We start from the raw sequence: 16,003 nt of genomic DNA, 5'->3' as shown, positions 1-16,003 counted from the left end.
CGCCCGGAGCGCCCGATGTTCCTCCGCGCCGCCGGCGACCGGCGGCGGGCAGGCTGGTGGCCGGCCTGCCGGTGGCGGCGGGCGTGAGCTGGCCGGCCGGCTCGGCGCGGTCGTCGCCCCGCTCGCCGGAGCCGGGATCTACCTGCTGTGGTCCGCGTCCGCCCACGGTGACGGGCTCGCCCCGCTGACGATGCAACGTGACGCGGCCCGGCACGGCAGCGGCGCGAACCCGCTTTCCACGATCATCGACGCGGCCCGCGGCGCGACGAACGGCGAGCTGGGCACGGCCCTGCACGTGCCCTGGCTGCTGCTGGCCGTGCTCGCCCTGGTGGTCATGTTCCGCCGGCTGCCCGTGTCGTACCCGGTCTGGTCGACGCTCGTACTGCTGGCGATCGTGACCGGCAGCAACCTCGATTCCTCCGAGCGTTACCTCTACGGCGCGTTCCCGTTCCTCCTCGTGGCGGCCCTGGCGACAGCCCGCCGCGAGGTCTGGACGTTCGTGATCACCGTCTCCGCCGCGGCGATGACCGTCTACGCGACCCTGGCGTTCACGCTCTCGTACGTCCCCTGACGTCCCCTGACGGGCGTCGCCGCGCTCGGGCAACCGCTTGACGGGGGCCGGGCCGGCGTCGTTTTCGTCGCGCCGTCGCAACGCCGCCGTCCGCCTCGCCGGACTTCCGTGGTCTGGTCGTTCCGTGGTGGTCCGAAATTCCGCCGCGCAAGCCGGCCAATGTCGATCGCGGCGTCGCATTGCCGCGCGCTTCACCCCGGCACCACTGGATGTCCTCGTCCGGCGCCCTTGTCCGGTGCTCTGCCGGGGCGCCCCACCGTCCCCGTCGACCGGGATCGGTGTGACTTTTCCGTACGGCACACCCGACAACGGCTTGTGCGCGATCGACCGCTACGACAAGGTTTCTTTCCAGGACACCGTGCGTTCATCAAGGTCCCCGGTGTCATGGTGACCGAAGAGGTGCGCGCGAGACGCGCGCAGGCGGGTTGGGAGCCGGTGATCGCGCAGGCGTCCGTGCGCTCATCGGGCCGGCGAAACGGGAGGTGCAGGCACCTTGGCCGACAGGGAGCTCGAGTACCAGAAGCTGACGATGCCACCGGGCACCGACCGGCGAACCGCGGTGGCGATCCTCACCCTGCACGCCGAGTTCGGGGACTGGGAGCTTGATCGCTCCCGCATCTACCCCGATGGGACCCGCCGAGTAGTGCTACGCCGACGGCGCCGGCCGGGCGGCTTGCCCGGTTATCTCCCGACCTGACCCGGCGGCCCGGTCACCGACCGCAGCGGGCCCGCGCCACCGACAACCTGCCAAAGGTGAATTGGCACAGCACGGCAGATGTGACGTCCGACCCGCCGGGACGAACATCGCCGGGTGAGACGTGAGTATCGCCACGATCCCCGCTCCGATTCACGGCGGAAGATGGTGAGGCGGACGGACCGTGAACCACTCCGTCAGAGACCCATCGGCATGTGGGGAGCGATTGTGACCGCTACGAGCGACGGACACCAAAAGCACCGGGTCGTAGTCATCGGCTCGGGTTTCGGCGGGCTGTTCGCCACCCAGGCGCTGCGCCGCGAGCCCGTCGAGGTGACTGTCGTCGCAAAGACCACACATCACCTGTTCCAGCCACTGCTTTACCAGGTGGCGACGGGCATCCTGTCCGAGGGCGAGATCGCCCCGGCCACCCGCGAGGTGCTGCGCCGCCAGACGAACGCGCGGGTGATCATGGGTGAGGTCACCGAGATCGATCTCGCCGCGAAGACGGTGACGTCGAACCTGCTGGGGCGGTCGGACGTACAGCCCTACGACAGCCTGATCGTCGCCGCCGGCGCGGGCCAGTCGTACTTCGGCAACGACCACTTCGCCGAGCACGCGCCCGGCATGAAGAGCATCGACGACGCGCTGGAGCTGCGCGGGCGGATCTTCGGTGCCTTCGAGGTCGCCGAGACCGCCCCCAACCCGGAGGACGTCGCGCGCTACATGACCTTCGTGGTCGTCGGTGCCGGCCCGACCGGCGTCGAGATGGCCGGTCAGATCGCCGAGATGGCGCACCGCACGCTGCGCCACGACTTCCGGCGCATCGACACGACCAAGGCCCGGATCATCCTGCTCGACGCCGCCCCGACCGTGCTGGGGACGTTCGGCGAGAAGCTCGCCGCCAAGGCCACCGCCAAGCTGGAGAAGATCGGGGTCGAGATCCAGCTCGGTGCCCGGGTCATCAACGTCGATTCCCGTGGCATCGACGTCGAGGACTCCGACGGCAACCGGCGCCGGATCGAGTCGGTCTGCAAGATCTGGGCCGCCGGTGTCGCCGCCAGCCCGCTGGGCAAGCAGCTCGCCGAGCAGTCCGGCGCCGTGCTGGACCGGGCCGGCCGGATCCAGGTGCAGCCCGACCTGACCCTGCCCGGTCACCCCGAGGTCTTCGTCGTCGGCGACATGGCCGCCCTCGACCGGCTGCCCGGTGTCGCCCAGGTCGCGATCCAGGGCGGCCAGTACGCCGCCAAGACGATCGCCACCCGGCTGCGCAGCGGCCCGCCGATGCGCAACTTCGAGTACAAGGACAAGGGCAGCATGGCCACGATCTCGCGCTTCAGCGCGGTGGCCAGCATCAAGGGCGTGCAGCTCAGCGGGTTCCTGGCCTGGCTGATGTGGCTCGCGGTGCACCTCGTCTACATCATCGGGTTCAAGCACCGGGTGACCACCCTGCTGCACTGGACGGTGAGCTTCATCGGCCGCGGCCGCTCGGAGCGCACGGTCACCCAGCAGCAGATCTTCGCCCGGTCGGCGCTGCAACGCCTCGGCGACGGGTTCTTCCCGACGCTGCCGGACGACTGGGCCTCCCGTGGCTCGTCGGCGGTGACGCGGCCGGCGGCGCAGCCGGGCGCGGTGCCCAAGGCCCGCAAGGCGACAGCCGAGCCGTCCCGGCTGACCCCGGACAGCCCGGCGACCGGTGGCGCCGCGTCCGCCGGCACCGCCTGACCGACCGGGCACCGAACCGGCGAACCGGTGAGCCACCATGCCGGCGAACACCAAGCCGGCGAACGCCAAGCCGGCGAACTGCCGGGCCGGCGAGGCACCGGAACTGAAACGACGAGCCCGTCCCGGGGATGCGCCCGGGACGGGCTCGTCTCGTTCCGTCCCGACGTGACGTCACGCCGTCCCGGCGTCACGTCACACTGTCAGGAAGCCGCGAGGAAGCGGTCCAGCACCCGCACACCGAAGCGCAGCGACTCGACCGGAACCCGCTCGTCCACGCCGTGGAACATGCCGGCGAAGTCGAGGTCCGGCGGCAGCAGCAGCGGGGAGAAGCCGAAGCAGCGGATGCCGAGCCGGGAGAACGACTTCGCGTCGGTCCCGCCGGAGAGCATGTAGGGCACCGCCCGGGCCGCCGGGTCCTCCGCACGCAGCGCGCTGGCCATCGCGTCCACCAGCGGCCCGTCGAACCCGGTTTCCACCGCCTGGTCGTTCACCACCCATTCACGGCGCACCTCGGGCCCGATCAGCTCGTCCACCTGGCGCAGGAACTCCTCCTCCTGCCCGGGTAGGTACCGGCCGTCGACGTAGGCCGTGGCCTCGCCGGGAATCACGTTCACCTTGTGCCCGGCCGCCAGCTGGGTCGGGTTCACGGTGTTGCGGATCGTCGCCCCGACCATCCGGGCGATCGGCCCCAGCTTCGCGATCGTGCTCTCGATGTCGCCTGCGTCGAGCTCGATGCCCAGCGCCTCCCCGAGCGAGTCGAGGAACACCCGCACGGTCGGCGTGACGACGATCGGGAACTGGTGCCGGCCGAGCCGGGCCACCGCCTCGCACAGCTTCGTCACCGCGTTGTCCTCGCTGAGCATGGACCCATGCCCGGCCCGGCCCGCCACGGTGAGCTTCATCCAGGCGATGCCCTTTTCCGCGGTCTCGATCAGATACAGCCGCAGGTCGTCCGAAACCGTGTAGGAGAAGCCGCCGACCTCGCTGATCGCCTCGGTGCAGTCGGCGAAATGGTCGGGATGGTTGTCCACCAGCCAGCGCGCCCCCAGCGTGCCACCGGCCTCCTCGTCGGCCACGAAGGCCACGACAAGGTCACGCGGCGGCCGGCGGCCCGATCGGGCCAGGTCACGGACGACCGCCAGGGTCATCGCGTCCATGTCCTTCATGTCGATGGCGCCGCGGCCCCAGAGACATCCGTCAACCTCCTCCCCGGCGAACGGGTGCACGCGCCAGTCGGACGGATCCGCCGGCACCACGTCCAGATGGCCGTGGATCAGCAGCGGGGACCGGGTCGGGTCCGCGCCGGCCACCCGGGTCACCACGCTCGTCCGCCCCGGGGCGGACTCGAGCAGGACGGGCTCCAGCCCCACCTCGGCCAGCTTCTCGGCCACGTACTCGGCGATCGGCCGCTCGTGGCCCTCACCGTTCCCGCGGTTGACCGACTCGAAGCGCAGCATGTCCCGACACAGGTCCACGACCTCGGACTCGGCCGTGGGTGCCGGTCGGGCACCAGCTGGCTGCCCGGCGGGCGCGGCGTCAGGCCTCTGCCTGGCCGCCGCGGGGTCCTCAGAGGGATCGTGGGACACGTTTGCCATGCCCCCAGTCTGCTCTCCCGGCCGTGCGTTCACCGGAGCAGGGACGTACCGTCGGGCCAAGCGTTCCGCGCCGGTTTCCGGTAGGAGGACCCGCCATGACGTTGTACCGCTGCCCGCGCGAGGATCTCGGCTGCTCCGCCACCTTCCCCACCACCGGTGACCTCGACTATCACCTGCGCCTCGCGCACTACTACGGGCGTCTCGCACGGTTCGGCGCGGCACTGCCCCCCACGAGGGCGCTGCCCGGCGGGCCCAGGCCGGCGCGTCGGGTACCGGACGGGCTCGTCGAAGGTGGCGCCGGCACGCCGACGACCGCGCAGTCCCGTCACGCGCGCGACGCCCGCCCCACCGCAGGGGCAGGGGACCGGGCGGCGATCGACAGCGGCACCATCGGCGAGCGCCCCGCCATCGAGGCCGCGAACACGGGCGGCACGGACCGCCCACTACGCCCGGCCTCCGGCCCGGCCGAGGGCGTGGGCGTGGGCGTGGGCGTGGGCGTGGGCGACCGGAGCGTCAGCCGCCGCGGCGGGGGCAACCGGGGCGGGGGCCGGACCGCCCGCTTCCCCCGCCGCCGACGCCCCGCGGAGCACCGCGTGCGGGAGCTGACCGCTGCCACGGCGCCGGACAGCGAACCGGACAGCCACCGGCTGCACTAGCTGGGCTGCTCGCGGCGCCCGGGGCCGCTCGGTGCCAGGGCCGGGGCCAGCGCCGCTTCAGACGCCGGGGTGCGCGGACGCTCCGACGCCAGGTTCGGCCGGCCCGCGGCGGGCGGTCGTTGCGCTGCCCGCGACACGCCGACCGGCCCGGGCACCGCGGGGTTTCGTCCGGCATCGTTCAGGCAGCGGCGCACCCGGTCCGCGGGCGGACCGGGTCGGCAGGGCACGGTCGCCGACGGGCACAGGTCGCTCCACCGGGGCCGTCGTCACCGCAGCGTCCCCCGGGAAGCCGGGAACTTCCCGGGGGAACACGGCAGATGTCCTCCTTCCGACGCGGCTGTCAGCACTTGGTCGATGTGATGGCCGGGCCGGCCCAGTACACAGTCGAGCCTGCTTCTCGGCCAGTCGTCATACCCCTGACGCGAAGGCCGATGTGAACACCCTGGATCATCGGGTAGTTGATACCTCGCCTGAACGAGCCGTCAGCGAGCGCCACATCCTGGCGGAGTCGACACCAAGACCGGCGTTGGCAGTCCGCAAGAAGTGATTGTTTCGGTTGTCGCAGAGCATGTAGCGCAATCTCGAGAAGCGGCGGATCCGGGCCCATTTGGCAGTCCGCAAAAGGTGATGATTTCGGTTGTTGTAGCAGCCAAAATCCTTACTTCTTGCTCGGGAGCAGCAGCATCAGCGGAAGCCCGAAGCTCGGGATTCCGCGACGGGCTCCGCGGCGGCCGAAGTCCTCACTTCCTGCTCAGAAGCAGCGGCGGAAGTCCGGCCCGGCGGTCGTGCTCCTCGTCGGTGGCGCGACATCTCCGTCGGGACCCCTGGCGTCAGGGCCGGCGCGGCACCGCCTCGACGGGTGTGTCCCCAGGCCCGGGCACGGCCGGCGTCGCGGGGGTGGCTGGCTGGGCGCGACGACTCCGCGCCACGACGCCCGTCGCAGCGACCAGCGTGAGCGCCAACACCGCGCCCAGGGCCCCGGTGGGCACGCCCACGAGCTTCAGTCCGCTGAGCGACACCACGACGACGATCGCCGGGCGGATCAGCGCGCTGGTGGCGCTGCCCGCCGAGATCCGGGCGCCGAGGTAGACCCCGGGCAGCGAGCCGATGAGCAGCGAGCCGGTCAGCCCCAGCTGGAAGTCGCCGAAGAGCAGGTGGCCGAGCGACGCGGCGGCGACCAGCGGGACGGCCTGGGCCAGGTCGGTCCCCACCAGCTGCGAGGCACGGATCGACGGGTACAGGGCCAGCAGCAGGACGATGATCAGCGAGCCCGAGCCCACCGACGTCATCCCGACGACGAGGCCTCCGACGACACCGACGGCCAGCGTCGGCAACGGCCGGACGGTGACCTCGACGGCGGCGTCGTCGGCCGGTGCGGGTCCGCGGCGGCGGTCGAGCTCCGCCTTCGCGAGCATGGCGAGCGCGGCGACGATCAGGATCGCCCCCATGAAGATCTTCATCCTGTCCTGGACGGTCTCGCCGTCGCCCATCGCGCGCAGGATCAGGACACCGCAGAAGCCCGCGGGCACCGAGCCCAGGACAAGCCAGGTGACGAGCCCGCGGTGGACCGTGCCACGGCGCAGATGCACCGTCGCCCCCACCGGCTTCATCACCGCCGACGCGACCAGGTCGCTCGAGACGGCCGCGAGCGGCTGTACCCCGAAGAGCAGCACCAGAATCGGTGTCATCAGCGCGCCGCCGCCCATGCCGGTCAGCCCGACGACGAATCCCACCAGCACCCCGGCCAGGGTCACCAACGGGTCGATCTCCATGTGTGGACCACCTTCCCGACGGGGATGATACGCATTTCCGGCGACAGTCCACCTAGTACGGACCGAGAGCAACCGGAGGTTCTCGATCCGCACCAGGACGGCGGGCTCCGTGGTCATTCCCGCCGCGGCCACCCCGCTAGGCGAGCCCGGGCCGGATCCGCCGCCGGGTCCCACCGCCCGCCAAATCATTCTCCGGCCGGTTCGCGACCCGGCGCACCGACATCCCGGAAATTACCCCGTACCAATTCGCCGCAATTTCACGGCGGAAAGATTTTTGTTTGTCGATGAATTCCGGGTGGGAGGCCCTTCATTGCTGCGGGGCCGCCGCACGTGAATTCAGCGATGGGGGAACGATGGGAAAGTCCGCACCACGTAGGATCCTCGCCCTCGCGGCGACGGGCGTTGCCGCCGCCGCACTGGGCCTGGGCCCGGGTGCCGGGTCCGCGCAGGCGTTCTGGGACGACAAGGGATACCACCAGAGCAAACACGACAAGGACGACTGGTTCGACGACGACTGGTTCGGCGACAAGGACAGGCGGCACAAGGACAAGGACGACTGGTTCAGCGACAAGGACAGGCGACACAAGGACAAGGACGACTGGCGCAAGGACGACTGGGACAAGGACAAGCGACACAAGGACAAGGACGACTGGGGCAAGGACGGCTGGGGCAAGGAAGCCAGCTGGCACAAGGACAAGTGGGACAAGGACGACTGGCGTAAGGACAAGTGGGACAAGGACGACTGGCACAAGGACCGCAAGCACAAGGACAAGTGGGACAAGGACGACTGGGGCTGGTAATCCGCTGCCCCCATCACGTTCCTGACCCACCACATTCCTGAACCACCACGTCACCGACCGCTGATCACCGCCGAGCCGGGCAGCGGAATGAGGACGGCGCCGGGGAACAGGCCTGTCAGGATGCCGGCGACATCAGCAGGCACCGGCGGGACGTTCCCCGGCGCGCCGCACCGGGCCGTCAGCGCGGCGACCGGGCTGTCAGGTGACCAGGCCGTCAGGTGACCAGCTCACCGAGGCCCCAGACGGCCGCCATCGCGAGGCCGGCACAGATCTCGACCAGCAGGCCGACCCCGATGGCGACCGTCGCCGCCCAGGTCGACGCGCCCGCCCTCACCGGGTCCCGCAGACGGGCGAGCTCGGCCAGGTAGATGCCGGCGAGGCCGCCCACCAGCAGGCCCACGACCGGCACCACGAAGAACCCGACGACAGCGCAGACCGCACCGACGAGCATCGTCCCGATCGGCGCACCTGAGGCGGACGCGGCGCGGCCCGGCAGCACGTACTTGGCCAGGGAGCCGGCGACGAACAGCGCGCTCATCACCGCCAGCACCGCCCAGCGCCCCGGGCCGCCACCGTCGGCGATCGTCCACCACACGCCGGCGCCCCAGACCAGCAGCAGGCCCGGCAGGACGGGGACGACGACCCCGACCACCCCGACCGCCATGACCAGGGCCACCGCGAGGAGCTCGACACCGCTCACGGCACCGTCTCCGTCACCTGGCCACCGGCGATACGCAACCGTCGGGTCACCCGCACCGCGTCGAGCAGGCGGCGGTCGTGGGTGACCAGCAGCAGGGTTCCCGCGAAGCCCTCGACAGCCTTTTCGAGCTGCTCGATCGCGGGAAGGTCCAGATGGTTCGTGGGCTCGTCCAGCACCAGGCAGTTCACCCCGACTCCCTGCAGCAGCGCCAGGGCCGCCCGGGTGCGCTCACCGGGCGACAGCGACGACGACGGCCGGGTCATCTGATCGGCACCGAGGCCGAACTTGGCGAACAGCGTCCGGACGTCGGCGGCCGAGGCACCGGTGGCCTCCTCGGCGACGGCGGCCGCGGTGGACGCTCCACGGAACGCCGACCGCGCCTGGTCGATCTCGCCGAGGCGCACGCCGGAGCCGAGCGAGTGGGTCCCCGCGCTCAGCGGCAGCCGGCCGAGCAGCGCGGCGAGCAGGGTGCTCTTCCCACCGCCGTTCGGTCCGGTGATGACGAACCGGTCAGCCCAGGCGACCGTGAGGTCCACCGGCCCGAGCCGGAAACCGGGGCGCTCCACGACCGCGCCGGACAGTGTCGCGACCACGTCACCCGAGCGGGGCGCGGCGGCGATCGACATCCGCAGCTGCCATTCCTTGCGCGGCTCGGCGACCGCGTCCTCACCGTGGTCCATGCGGTCGAGCTGCGTCTGCAGGGTACGGACGCGCCCGGCACTCTTGGTCGCCGCCTCGATCCGGGCGCCCCGGGCGGAGCGGTCGGAGTCCGAGGAGCGGCGCTTCGCCCTGACCGCGCCACGCACCGACTGCTCCCGCTGCCGCTGTACCTGCTCGACGAGATCGGCGCGGCGGTCGGCGAAGCGCTCGTAGCGTTCGCGGGCCTGACGGCGCGCGAGCCCACGTGCTGCCAGGTAGGCGTCCCAGCCGCCCGCGTAGCGGGTGACCGTGTGCTGGTGCGGATCGATCTCGGCGACCCCGTCGATCGAACGGTCGAGGAACTCCCGGTCGTGGCTGACCACGACGAGTGCGCCCGCCATCTGCGCCACGTAGCGCTCCAGGCGCTCCAGGCCGTCGAAGTCCAGGTCGTTGGTCGGCTCGTCGAGCAGGGTGATGTCGAACCGAGAGAGCAGCACGCTCGCCAGCGAGCCGCGCGCGGCCTGGCCGCCGGACAGCGCGACCGTCGGACGGTCCAGCGCGCCCGCGGGCAGACCGAGGTCGGCGACGACCTGCTCGGCCCGGGTGTCCAGGTCCGCCGCGCCGATCGCCAACCAGCGGTCCAGCGCGTGGCTGTAGCGATCATCCGCGCCCGCCACCGAGTCGGACAGGTCGGCGGTGGCCTCGTCCAGGGCCTGCTGTGCCGCCGTGACACCGGTCCGCCGGGCCAGGAACTCCCGCAGTGTCTCGTCGTCACGCCGGTCGGGCTCCTGGGGCAACAGCCCGACCACGGCGGTGGGCGGCGAGAGGTCGATCCGGCCGCCGTCCAGGGGGACCAGGCCCGCGAGCGCCCGCAGCAGGGTCGACTTGCCGACCCCGTTGGGACCGACCACGCCGAGACGGTCACCTGGCGCGACGGTGAGCGAGACGCCCGCCAGGACGACGGCACCGCCACGCAGCACGGTCAGATCGGAGGCGACAAGTGTGGCCGACATGGGTCCAGTGTCGTCCGCCGCGCGGGCGCTGTGTCAGCCGGTCACGCCGACGCCCGGTCGACCTGGTCACGCCGGCGGCTGATCCGGGCCCGGGCCGCGGCACGGACGGGCAGCTCACCCTGGTCCCGCCGGGAAGCGAATTCGCCGCAGAGGCACCAAAACGTCCACAATGGTGCGATCATGCGGTATCTACCTTCATACCGGCACGTGAGCCAGCGGCGCCCGGGTAACCGGCGCCGGGGCCATCGGCGCCTGGTGGATGTCGACGTGCCCGCGCATCGGGCGGCGTCGTGAACGTCGATCGCGACCGCATCGCCGCGGCGCTGCCGGGCTACACCCTCGGCGCCGAGCTGGGCCGTGGGGGCTCCGGTGTCGTGCTCGCCGCCCGGGACGAGGCGGACCAGCGGGTCGCCGTCAAGATCATGCCGATCGCCGACGAGGAACGGCCGTTGTTCGGCGTCACCGGCGTACCCCGAGTCCTCGCCGCGACCGATCCCGACGCCGAGGCCGAGGCCCGCCTGCTGGCCGGCCTCGACCACCCCCACCTGGTGAAGGTCTCCCACCACGTCCGCCACGGCGACGTCGCGCTGATCGTCATGGAGCTGCTCGACGGCGGCAGCCTGGCGCAGCGGGCCGCCGCCGGGCTCTCCGTCGAGGCCGCCTGCGCGATCGGGCTCGGTACGGCGGCGGCGCTCGGGCACGCGCATTCCCGCGGGATCCTCCACCGCGACGTGAAGCCCGCGAACATCCTGCACACCTCGGCCGGCGTCCCGAAGCTGACCGATTTCGGCATCGCCCATGCGGACGTCCCCAGAGCCGGCGGACGAACACCCGTCCGCGCACCCTCGGGTACTCCGCGTTACATGGCGCCGGAGCAGTTCACCCTCGGCGAGCTCGGCCCCGCGACCGACCTCTACGGCCTCGGCGTCGTGCTGTACGAGCTGCTCGCCCGCCGGCCCGTCTTCCAGGTGCGGCCGTCGACGAAGCAGGGCTGGGCCAACCACCACGTCTCGGTCACTCCGCGCCCGCTGACCGGCATACCCGGGCCGGTCGCGCAGGTCGTCGAGTGGGCGCTCGCCAAGGATCCGGACCGGCGCCCGGCCGACGCCCGCGAGTTCGCCCTCGCCCTCGCCCAGGCGATGGCCCGCACGCGTGGAACCGACTGGCTCACGCGGGCCCGGACGCCGACGTTCCTGGACGACGACGTCCGGGCGGCGGCCAGTCGGTTCCCAGCCCGGCCCGCCGAGCGGCCGCGACAGGCGAGCACGCACCCCGGGGCCGACCACGGCCTGGAGCCAGTCCTCGACAGACCGGATACGGTCGACGACGACGTCGCTGTCGACAGTGACACCGTTCCCGACGGTGACACCGCTCCCGAAAGGGCCGTCGCCGCTGACAGCGACGGTGACGCACTGACGGACAGCGAGCACCGCCCGCCGCCGGGGCACCCGCGGCGGCCGAGGAGATCCTGGAGGCCGGCACCGTGGCGACGATCTTGACGATCGAGCTGCCTGGATGAACGATCGCCCGATACCACGCCACCGCAGGGAGCCACCACCGCTGGCCGCGGCACAACGACCACGGGACCGGCTCGGCCGGCCGCTGCCCTACGGCTCGCCCGGGGTCCCTCCACTCACCGAGGATCTGCCACGGTCACCCCGGGAGATCCTCCTCGCCGCGCAGAACCTGCTGGACGAAGGCCTGTACTTCCAGGCACATGAGGTACTCGAGGCCGCCTGGAAGGCCGCTCCGGCCCTGGAACGTGATCTGTGGCGTGGGCTCACCCAGATCGTGGTCGGCCTCGTCCATGTCGGCCGCGGCAACCGGCAGGGCGCGATCACGCTGCTGAGGCGCGGGCTGGCCGGCCTCGTGCCGCGGCCGCACACATCCGAGGGGCCGGCGTCAGCAGCCGCCACGCCCGACTCCACACTCCCGCCCGGCGGGTCGGGCCGGCCACCCGAGCCGGACGGGCCGCCACCAGCCGAACCCCCCGGCAAGGCCGACGGAGCTGGCAGCGGATGGGGACGGCGCGATGTCGATCTTCCCGGCGTCACCGGCTGGGCCGACGATCTGCTGCGCCGGTTGGAGGCCGGCGAGGTGCCGGTGGCGGACCTGCGACCACCCCGTCTCCTTCGGTCCTGACAGCGCCGGCCGGCGCTGTCAGGGAGCGGGCAGGCGCTGGCCGGACCTGTGACTGTCGCCGTGGTGGCGCAGGTGCACCGCCACGGCGATGCTGGTCACAGCGGCCCACGCGCACCAAAGCGAGGTGACGGCGTCCGTCTCGAGCCAGGCCAGCAGGCCGACCGCGGCCAGGTTGACGGCGCCGAACCAGCGCAGGAAGCGGAGGCTGCAGCGGCGACGACGTCCGCCTCCGGGGAGAAGCACATCCGACTCTCACCGCCGATCGCGGCCGGGACGCCAGCGGTGGCGCGGCTCCCAGCCCAACAGCGCGCGGCCGGCGGAGGTGTCCACCAACGCCCGGAACGGATCGCGCTCGTACTCGGGCCCACCCCGCCACTCGACATCCGGAACCAGCCATTCAGCCAGGGAGCGGGCACCGTCCCGCGCGGAGGAGATATCCGCCGCGCACAGCAACAGTCGGTGGTGCCCGGCCAGCGGAACGGTCAGCGCCCGCTCGACCGCGAACGCGAGATCTCGCACGTCGAGGAACGCGCCGTACTCCCAGATCGGGAACCACTCGAAGTCGGGGTCGTCTCGCCGGGCCCGCCGCACCCCGGCATAGACCTCCTCGGTGAACACCCCCGGTGGGCGCAGGCAGACCGTGCAGATGCCGGTGGCGGCGGTGGCCGCCGCGCACATCTGCTCAGCCAGCCACTTCGACATCCCGTACGCGCCGGCGGGACGGACCGGATGACGATCATCGAGCGGAAGATACGCCGGCCTGCCCCGCCCACCGAAACAGCCAAGAACATCGATGCTGCTCATGACCACCACCCTCGGTAGCCCATGCCGCTCGGCAGCCCGCAGCACGTTGTTCATCCCGACCACATTGGTCTCGAACACGAGCGCGTCCGATCCTGTCGTGGCTGGCCCGAACTCCGCCAGACCCGGATCTGGGACCGGTTCATCGACCGCTGCCAGATGCACGATCCCGTCGCAGCCCTCGGACATCCGCTCCAGGTCCGCGGCGTCGCGCACATCATGGCCGTCAACCAGATCGAATCCCACCGTCTGATGACCTGCCGACGTCAACGTCGTGGTCACCGCCGTGCCCACAAGGCCCCGGTCACCGGTCACCAGCACACGCACCATGACAGCCAACCAGCCAGCACTCATGTCGGCGACCTGTTTTCAGACACCAGGTGATCAGGTGACGCGGCAACACCTACTACGCCGCGCCTGCCACCAGGGATGCACCGGTCACCGGCGCGGCACTCCGGTCCCCGCGGCCGACGCCCGCCCGCCCGGATCAGGCGGGCGCGAGCGTCGTCGCCTCCGGTACTCCGGGCGCGACGGCCTCCAGCAACGCCAGGAACTCCCCCTCGTCACGGGTCGGGATCCCCAACTGCGCCGCGGCCCGCGCCTTGCGGGTGGCTCCGTGCTTCTCGTTGGTCACCAGAAGGCTCGTCCGCCGGCTGACGCTGGCGGTCACCTCCAGGCCCGCGGCCGCCGCCCGGTCGACGAGCGCGCCGCGCTCGGTCCTGGTCGGTCCGGTGAAGACGACCCGCATGCCCTGGACCAGCGGTGCCCCGGGCGCCAACGGGCCGGGATTGCGGTAACCGCACGGCGGCGGCCGCCCTGCCGCGGAGTAGCGCGGCGGATACACCGCGACACCGTCACGTTCGACACCGCACCGGGTCAGCGGCAGTTCGAGGAACTGCTCCGCGGCGCGGCTGAGAATGCGGGGAAGAAGTGCTGCGAGAACCTCGGCGTCGTCCTCGGCGTCATGCGCCCGCCGCTGGGTGACACCCCAGTGCTCCGCGAGGGCCGCCAGCCGCAGGCTCGCCAGTTCCAGGCCGAGCCTGCTGGCCAGTGTCAGCGTGCACAGCCGCCATTCCACCGGCAGCGTGCGGCCGATGCGCAGCGCCTCACCGGCGAGCATCCGCCAGTCGAATGCCGCGTTGTGCGCGACCAGAACGCGCCCGGCGAGCAGCTCGGACAGCTCGTCGACGACGGCCGCGAAGGTCGGGCTTCCGGCAAGGCGCTCCCGGGTCAGACCGTGGATGTGAACGGGACCGGGATCGCATCCCGGATCGAGAAGAGTGGACCAACGGCCCTGTACCGCGCCGTCGGGAGCCGTCAGCACAACGGCCACGGACAGCACTCTGTCCCGAGCGGGCCACAGGCCTGTGGTCTCCACGTCAACCACCGCGTACGGGCGCGGGAACCGCGCTGGAAAGCCGAGCGGGTCAACAACCTCAGCACTCACAGCCGGAGATGATGGCGCAGACCTGCGACAACGGGCGCCACCCAGGACGGAGCAGTGCGCGGGCAGCGCGTTCCTGGTGCGCACGGAGTGCCACGCGAGGGAAACGACAAATACTTCCCGCGCGAAACGGTGCTATTGTGCTTCCGTTGCTTGAATGCCGATCGACGCTCCGCGCCTGGAGCGTGCGGGCGGGTCCGACCGTCCGGCGCGTCCGGCGCGGGCACGGGTCGGAACCGTCTCGCTGATGCCTGCCGGGGCTTCGACGAGGCTTGCACCGGTCGCTGTCGGGGGCGGCGCGATGCGGCTCTTTCCGCTGTGGAGGCACCACCCGGGTGCCACCACCAGACGACCTCCGGGTCAGGGCGGGCCAGGGCGGCACAACGGTGCGCGGCGATCGAAAGCACGCGACAAAGGCGTCGAGATGTCGAGATGAAGTCCGCGGCACAGATCGGAGGGCGGGGGCGCGCAAGAAAGAGGTGAGATGAATGTTCGTCGTGCGGCCCGACCATCCCCTTACCTTTCCAGAGCCAGGGCCCACCCATCCGCTCCGCCGGCTACGGGCATTGCACGGCTGGTCCTATGAAACCGTGGCGCGAATCGTCGCCGCGCGTGCCCGTGAACTCGGCGTCTCCAGCATGGCGGCCCAGCGCCAGAAAATCTGGCGCTGGGAGAATCGCGGGGTGATCCCGGATCGGATTTCCCAGCTCGCGCTCGCCCGCGAACTGGGTGTTTCGGACCACGAGGTGAGCGCCCATCCGTGGCCGACCTGGCTGCCGTCACTCGGCGCACCGACCTGTGCCCAGCAGATCGCGACCCTGCGCGGGCTCCTGGAACAGGTCAGGGACACCCTGCGCGCCGGCGACAGCGTCACGGCGTCGGTTCTGGTCGAGCAGGGCCTGACCGTCCCCGTCGACGAGATGGTGCTGGACACTGCGCTGCTGCGCACGTCGGCGGTGCGCAACGCGATGGTCCGGGCGTCGCGGCACGGCCTGCCACACCGCACCCCCGGTCAACTCCGTTCCTGACGGCGCCGCGGCATTCCTGACAGCCCAGAGCGCGGTCGTCCCGTACTGAACCCGCACGGGACGACCGCGCCGGAGCCTCTCCGGCCAACCACCTTCCCCACGCACGAGCGGGTGTGGGGAAGGTGAAGGTCCGATGGGTGCGGCGCCGGTCTCCGAGCCGTCAGCGGGACGCCAGACCGACCAGCATGAGCACCAGCACGGCGAGCGCCACGACGGTGATCCCGAAAGAGCCGGTGACGACCGTCACAGCGGTGGCAGCGGTGACAGCCGCCGTCACCGACCATGGACCCACCCGGGCGGTCCGCTCTCCCACGGCCTGGCTCCTGGATCGGGTGTGCACGGAGTGGGCGCGGACGGAGTGGGATCCGCCGACCCGCCGGTGCCGGCGACGCCTCCGCTCGGCCCGGTGGCTGCGGGGTCGCG

The 16,003-nt window shown here is 71.7% G+C and carries 15 protein-coding genes and 1 pseudogene; 8 read left to right on the top strand and 8 right to left on the bottom strand.

Going from position 1 to position 16,003, the window contains the following annotated elements; translation table 11 throughout:
- The 3 genes and pseudogenes from FREUN1FDRAFT_RS33400 to FREUN1FDRAFT_RS33390 all read left to right on the top strand — a co-directional run.
- Positions 1–571, top strand: a pseudogene (locus tag FREUN1FDRAFT_RS33400) (hypothetical protein); the annotation flags it as partial.
- Between the two features lie 493 nt (positions 572–1,064).
- On the top strand, positions 1,065–1,268 hold the full coding sequence (locus tag FREUN1FDRAFT_RS33395; RefSeq protein ID WP_006544773.1) for a DUF5703 family protein: 204 nt from the start codon (positions 1,065–1,067) through the stop codon (positions 1,266–1,268).
- A 210-nt stretch (positions 1,269–1,478) separates the two neighbouring features.
- Entirely contained in the window at positions 1,479–2,990 is a 1,512-nt protein-coding gene (locus tag FREUN1FDRAFT_RS33390) for an NAD(P)/FAD-dependent oxidoreductase (RefSeq protein ID WP_006544772.1), read from the top strand.
- A gap of 200 nt (positions 2,991–3,190) precedes the next feature.
- Here the strand turns inward: FREUN1FDRAFT_RS33390 and FREUN1FDRAFT_RS33385 are convergent, their stop codons facing one another.
- The gene (locus FREUN1FDRAFT_RS33385) at positions 3,191–4,585 is read right to left on the bottom strand and encodes a M20/M25/M40 family metallo-hydrolase (RefSeq protein ID WP_006544771.1); all 1,395 of its coding nucleotides are present in this window, start codon (positions 4,583–4,585) and stop codon (positions 3,191–3,193) included.
- A gap of 95 nt (positions 4,586–4,680) precedes the next feature.
- Here FREUN1FDRAFT_RS33385 and FREUN1FDRAFT_RS44515 point away from each other — a divergent pair, with 95 nt between their 5' ends.
- The gene (locus FREUN1FDRAFT_RS44515) at positions 4,681–5,241 is read left to right on the top strand and encodes a hypothetical protein (RefSeq protein ID WP_006544770.1); all 561 of its coding nucleotides are present in this window, start codon (positions 4,681–4,683) and stop codon (positions 5,239–5,241) included.
- An 830-nt stretch (positions 5,242–6,071) separates the two neighbouring features.
- Here the strand turns inward: FREUN1FDRAFT_RS44515 and FREUN1FDRAFT_RS33375 are convergent.
- The gene (locus FREUN1FDRAFT_RS33375) at positions 6,072–7,013 is read right to left on the bottom strand and encodes a sulfite exporter TauE/SafE family protein (RefSeq protein ID WP_006544769.1); all 942 of its coding nucleotides are present in this window, start codon (positions 7,011–7,013) and stop codon (positions 6,072–6,074) included.
- A gap of 353 nt (positions 7,014–7,366) precedes the next feature.
- Between FREUN1FDRAFT_RS33375 and FREUN1FDRAFT_RS33370 the strand changes: the two genes are divergently transcribed.
- Positions 7,367–7,813, top strand: a complete 447-nt coding sequence (locus tag FREUN1FDRAFT_RS33370; protein WP_006544768.1) for a hypothetical protein — start codon at positions 7,367–7,369, stop codon at positions 7,811–7,813.
- Positions 7,814–8,027: 214 nt separating this feature from the next.
- Here FREUN1FDRAFT_RS33370 and FREUN1FDRAFT_RS33365 read toward each other — a convergent pair whose 3' ends face one another.
- Together FREUN1FDRAFT_RS33365 and FREUN1FDRAFT_RS33360 are read right to left on the bottom strand one after the other, a co-directional pair.
- Positions 8,028–8,513 (bottom strand): DUF456 domain-containing protein, encoded by a 486-nt coding sequence (locus FREUN1FDRAFT_RS33365; RefSeq protein WP_006544767.1) that lies wholly within the window; start codon positions 8,511–8,513, stop codon positions 8,028–8,030.
- Complete coding sequence (locus tag FREUN1FDRAFT_RS33360) at positions 8,510–10,165, bottom strand: ABC-F family ATP-binding cassette domain-containing protein (protein WP_006544766.1); 1,656 nt, start codon at positions 10,163–10,165, stop codon at positions 8,510–8,512. The genes FREUN1FDRAFT_RS33365 and FREUN1FDRAFT_RS33360 overlap by 4 nt, the downstream gene beginning before the upstream one ends.
- Before the next feature lie 290 nt (positions 10,166–10,455).
- Here FREUN1FDRAFT_RS33360 and FREUN1FDRAFT_RS33355 point away from each other — a divergent pair, with 290 nt between their 5' ends.
- Positions 10,456–11,664, top strand: a complete 1,209-nt coding sequence (locus FREUN1FDRAFT_RS33355) for a serine/threonine-protein kinase (protein ID WP_006544765.1) — start codon at positions 10,456–10,458, stop codon at positions 11,662–11,664.
- A gap of 16 nt (positions 11,665–11,680) precedes the next feature.
- Complete coding sequence (locus FREUN1FDRAFT_RS33350; RefSeq protein WP_006544764.1) at positions 11,681–12,307, top strand: DUF309 domain-containing protein; 627 nt, start codon at positions 11,681–11,683, stop codon at positions 12,305–12,307.
- A gap of 18 nt (positions 12,308–12,325) precedes the next feature.
- Here FREUN1FDRAFT_RS33350 and FREUN1FDRAFT_RS33345 read toward each other — a convergent pair whose 3' ends face one another.
- The 3 genes from FREUN1FDRAFT_RS33345 to FREUN1FDRAFT_RS33335 form a co-directional block, all read right to left on the bottom strand.
- Positions 12,326–12,550, bottom strand: coding sequence for a hypothetical protein (locus FREUN1FDRAFT_RS33345; protein WP_006544763.1), 225 nt, complete (start codon positions 12,548–12,550; stop codon positions 12,326–12,328).
- A 9-nt stretch (positions 12,551–12,559) separates the two neighbouring features.
- Positions 12,560–13,462, bottom strand: coding sequence for an NAD(P)-dependent oxidoreductase (locus FREUN1FDRAFT_RS33340; protein WP_006544762.1), 903 nt, complete (start codon positions 13,460–13,462; stop codon positions 12,560–12,562).
- A gap of 133 nt (positions 13,463–13,595) precedes the next feature.
- Positions 13,596–14,555: a DEDDh family exonuclease gene (locus tag FREUN1FDRAFT_RS33335; RefSeq protein WP_083828902.1), complete on the bottom strand. Its 960-nt coding sequence runs from the start codon at positions 14,553–14,555 to the stop codon at positions 13,596–13,598.
- A 485-nt stretch (positions 14,556–15,040) separates the two neighbouring features.
- Here FREUN1FDRAFT_RS33335 and FREUN1FDRAFT_RS33330 point away from each other — a divergent pair, with 485 nt between their 5' ends.
- The gene (locus FREUN1FDRAFT_RS33330; RefSeq protein ID WP_006544760.1) at positions 15,041–15,580 is read left to right on the top strand and encodes a helix-turn-helix transcriptional regulator; all 540 of its coding nucleotides are present in this window, start codon (positions 15,041–15,043) and stop codon (positions 15,578–15,580) included.
- A gap of 160 nt (positions 15,581–15,740) precedes the next feature.
- Here FREUN1FDRAFT_RS33330 and FREUN1FDRAFT_RS44510 read toward each other — a convergent pair whose 3' ends face one another.
- Positions 15,741–15,893 carry a hypothetical protein gene (locus FREUN1FDRAFT_RS44510; protein WP_006544759.1) on the bottom strand — a complete coding sequence of 51 codons (153 nt, stop codon included), beginning with the start codon at positions 15,891–15,893 and terminating at the stop codon, positions 15,741–15,743.
- Between the last annotated feature and the right edge of the window lie 110 nt (positions 15,894–16,003).

The organism is Parafrankia sp. EUN1f (assembly GCF_000177675.1).
In the GTDB taxonomy this organism is placed as follows: domain Bacteria; phylum Actinomycetota; class Actinomycetes; order Frankiales; family Frankiaceae; genus Parafrankia.
This window is presented reverse-complemented; position numbering and strand designations above follow the sequence as displayed.

Coding starts and splice junctions, on each gene's coding strand:
- FREUN1FDRAFT_RS33390 (WP_006544772.1), top strand. CDS start 1,479: ATGTGGGGAGCGATTGTGACCGCTACGAGCGACGGACACCAAAAGCAC.
- FREUN1FDRAFT_RS33385 (WP_006544771.1), bottom strand. CDS start 4,585: ATGGCAAACGTGTCCCACGATCCCTCTGAGGACCCCGCGGCGGCCAGG.
- FREUN1FDRAFT_RS44515 (WP_006544770.1), top strand. CDS start 4,681: ATGACGTTGTACCGCTGCCCGCGCGAGGATCTCGGCTGCTCCGCCACC.
- FREUN1FDRAFT_RS33375 (WP_006544769.1), bottom strand. CDS start 7,013: ATGGAGATCGACCCGTTGGTGACCCTGGCCGGGGTGCTGGTGGGATTC.
- FREUN1FDRAFT_RS33370 (WP_006544768.1), top strand. CDS start 7,367: ATGGGAAAGTCCGCACCACGTAGGATCCTCGCCCTCGCGGCGACGGGC.
- FREUN1FDRAFT_RS33360 (WP_006544766.1), bottom strand. CDS start 10,165: ATGTCGGCCACACTTGTCGCCTCCGATCTGACCGTGCTGCGTGGCGGT.
- FREUN1FDRAFT_RS33350 (WP_006544764.1), top strand. CDS start 11,681: ATGAACGATCGCCCGATACCACGCCACCGCAGGGAGCCACCACCGCTG.
- FREUN1FDRAFT_RS33340 (WP_006544762.1), bottom strand. CDS start 13,462: ATGAGTGCTGGCTGGTTGGCTGTCATGGTGCGTGTGCTGGTGACCGGT.
- FREUN1FDRAFT_RS33330 (WP_006544760.1), top strand. CDS start 15,041: ATGTTCGTCGTGCGGCCCGACCATCCCCTTACCTTTCCAGAGCCAGGG.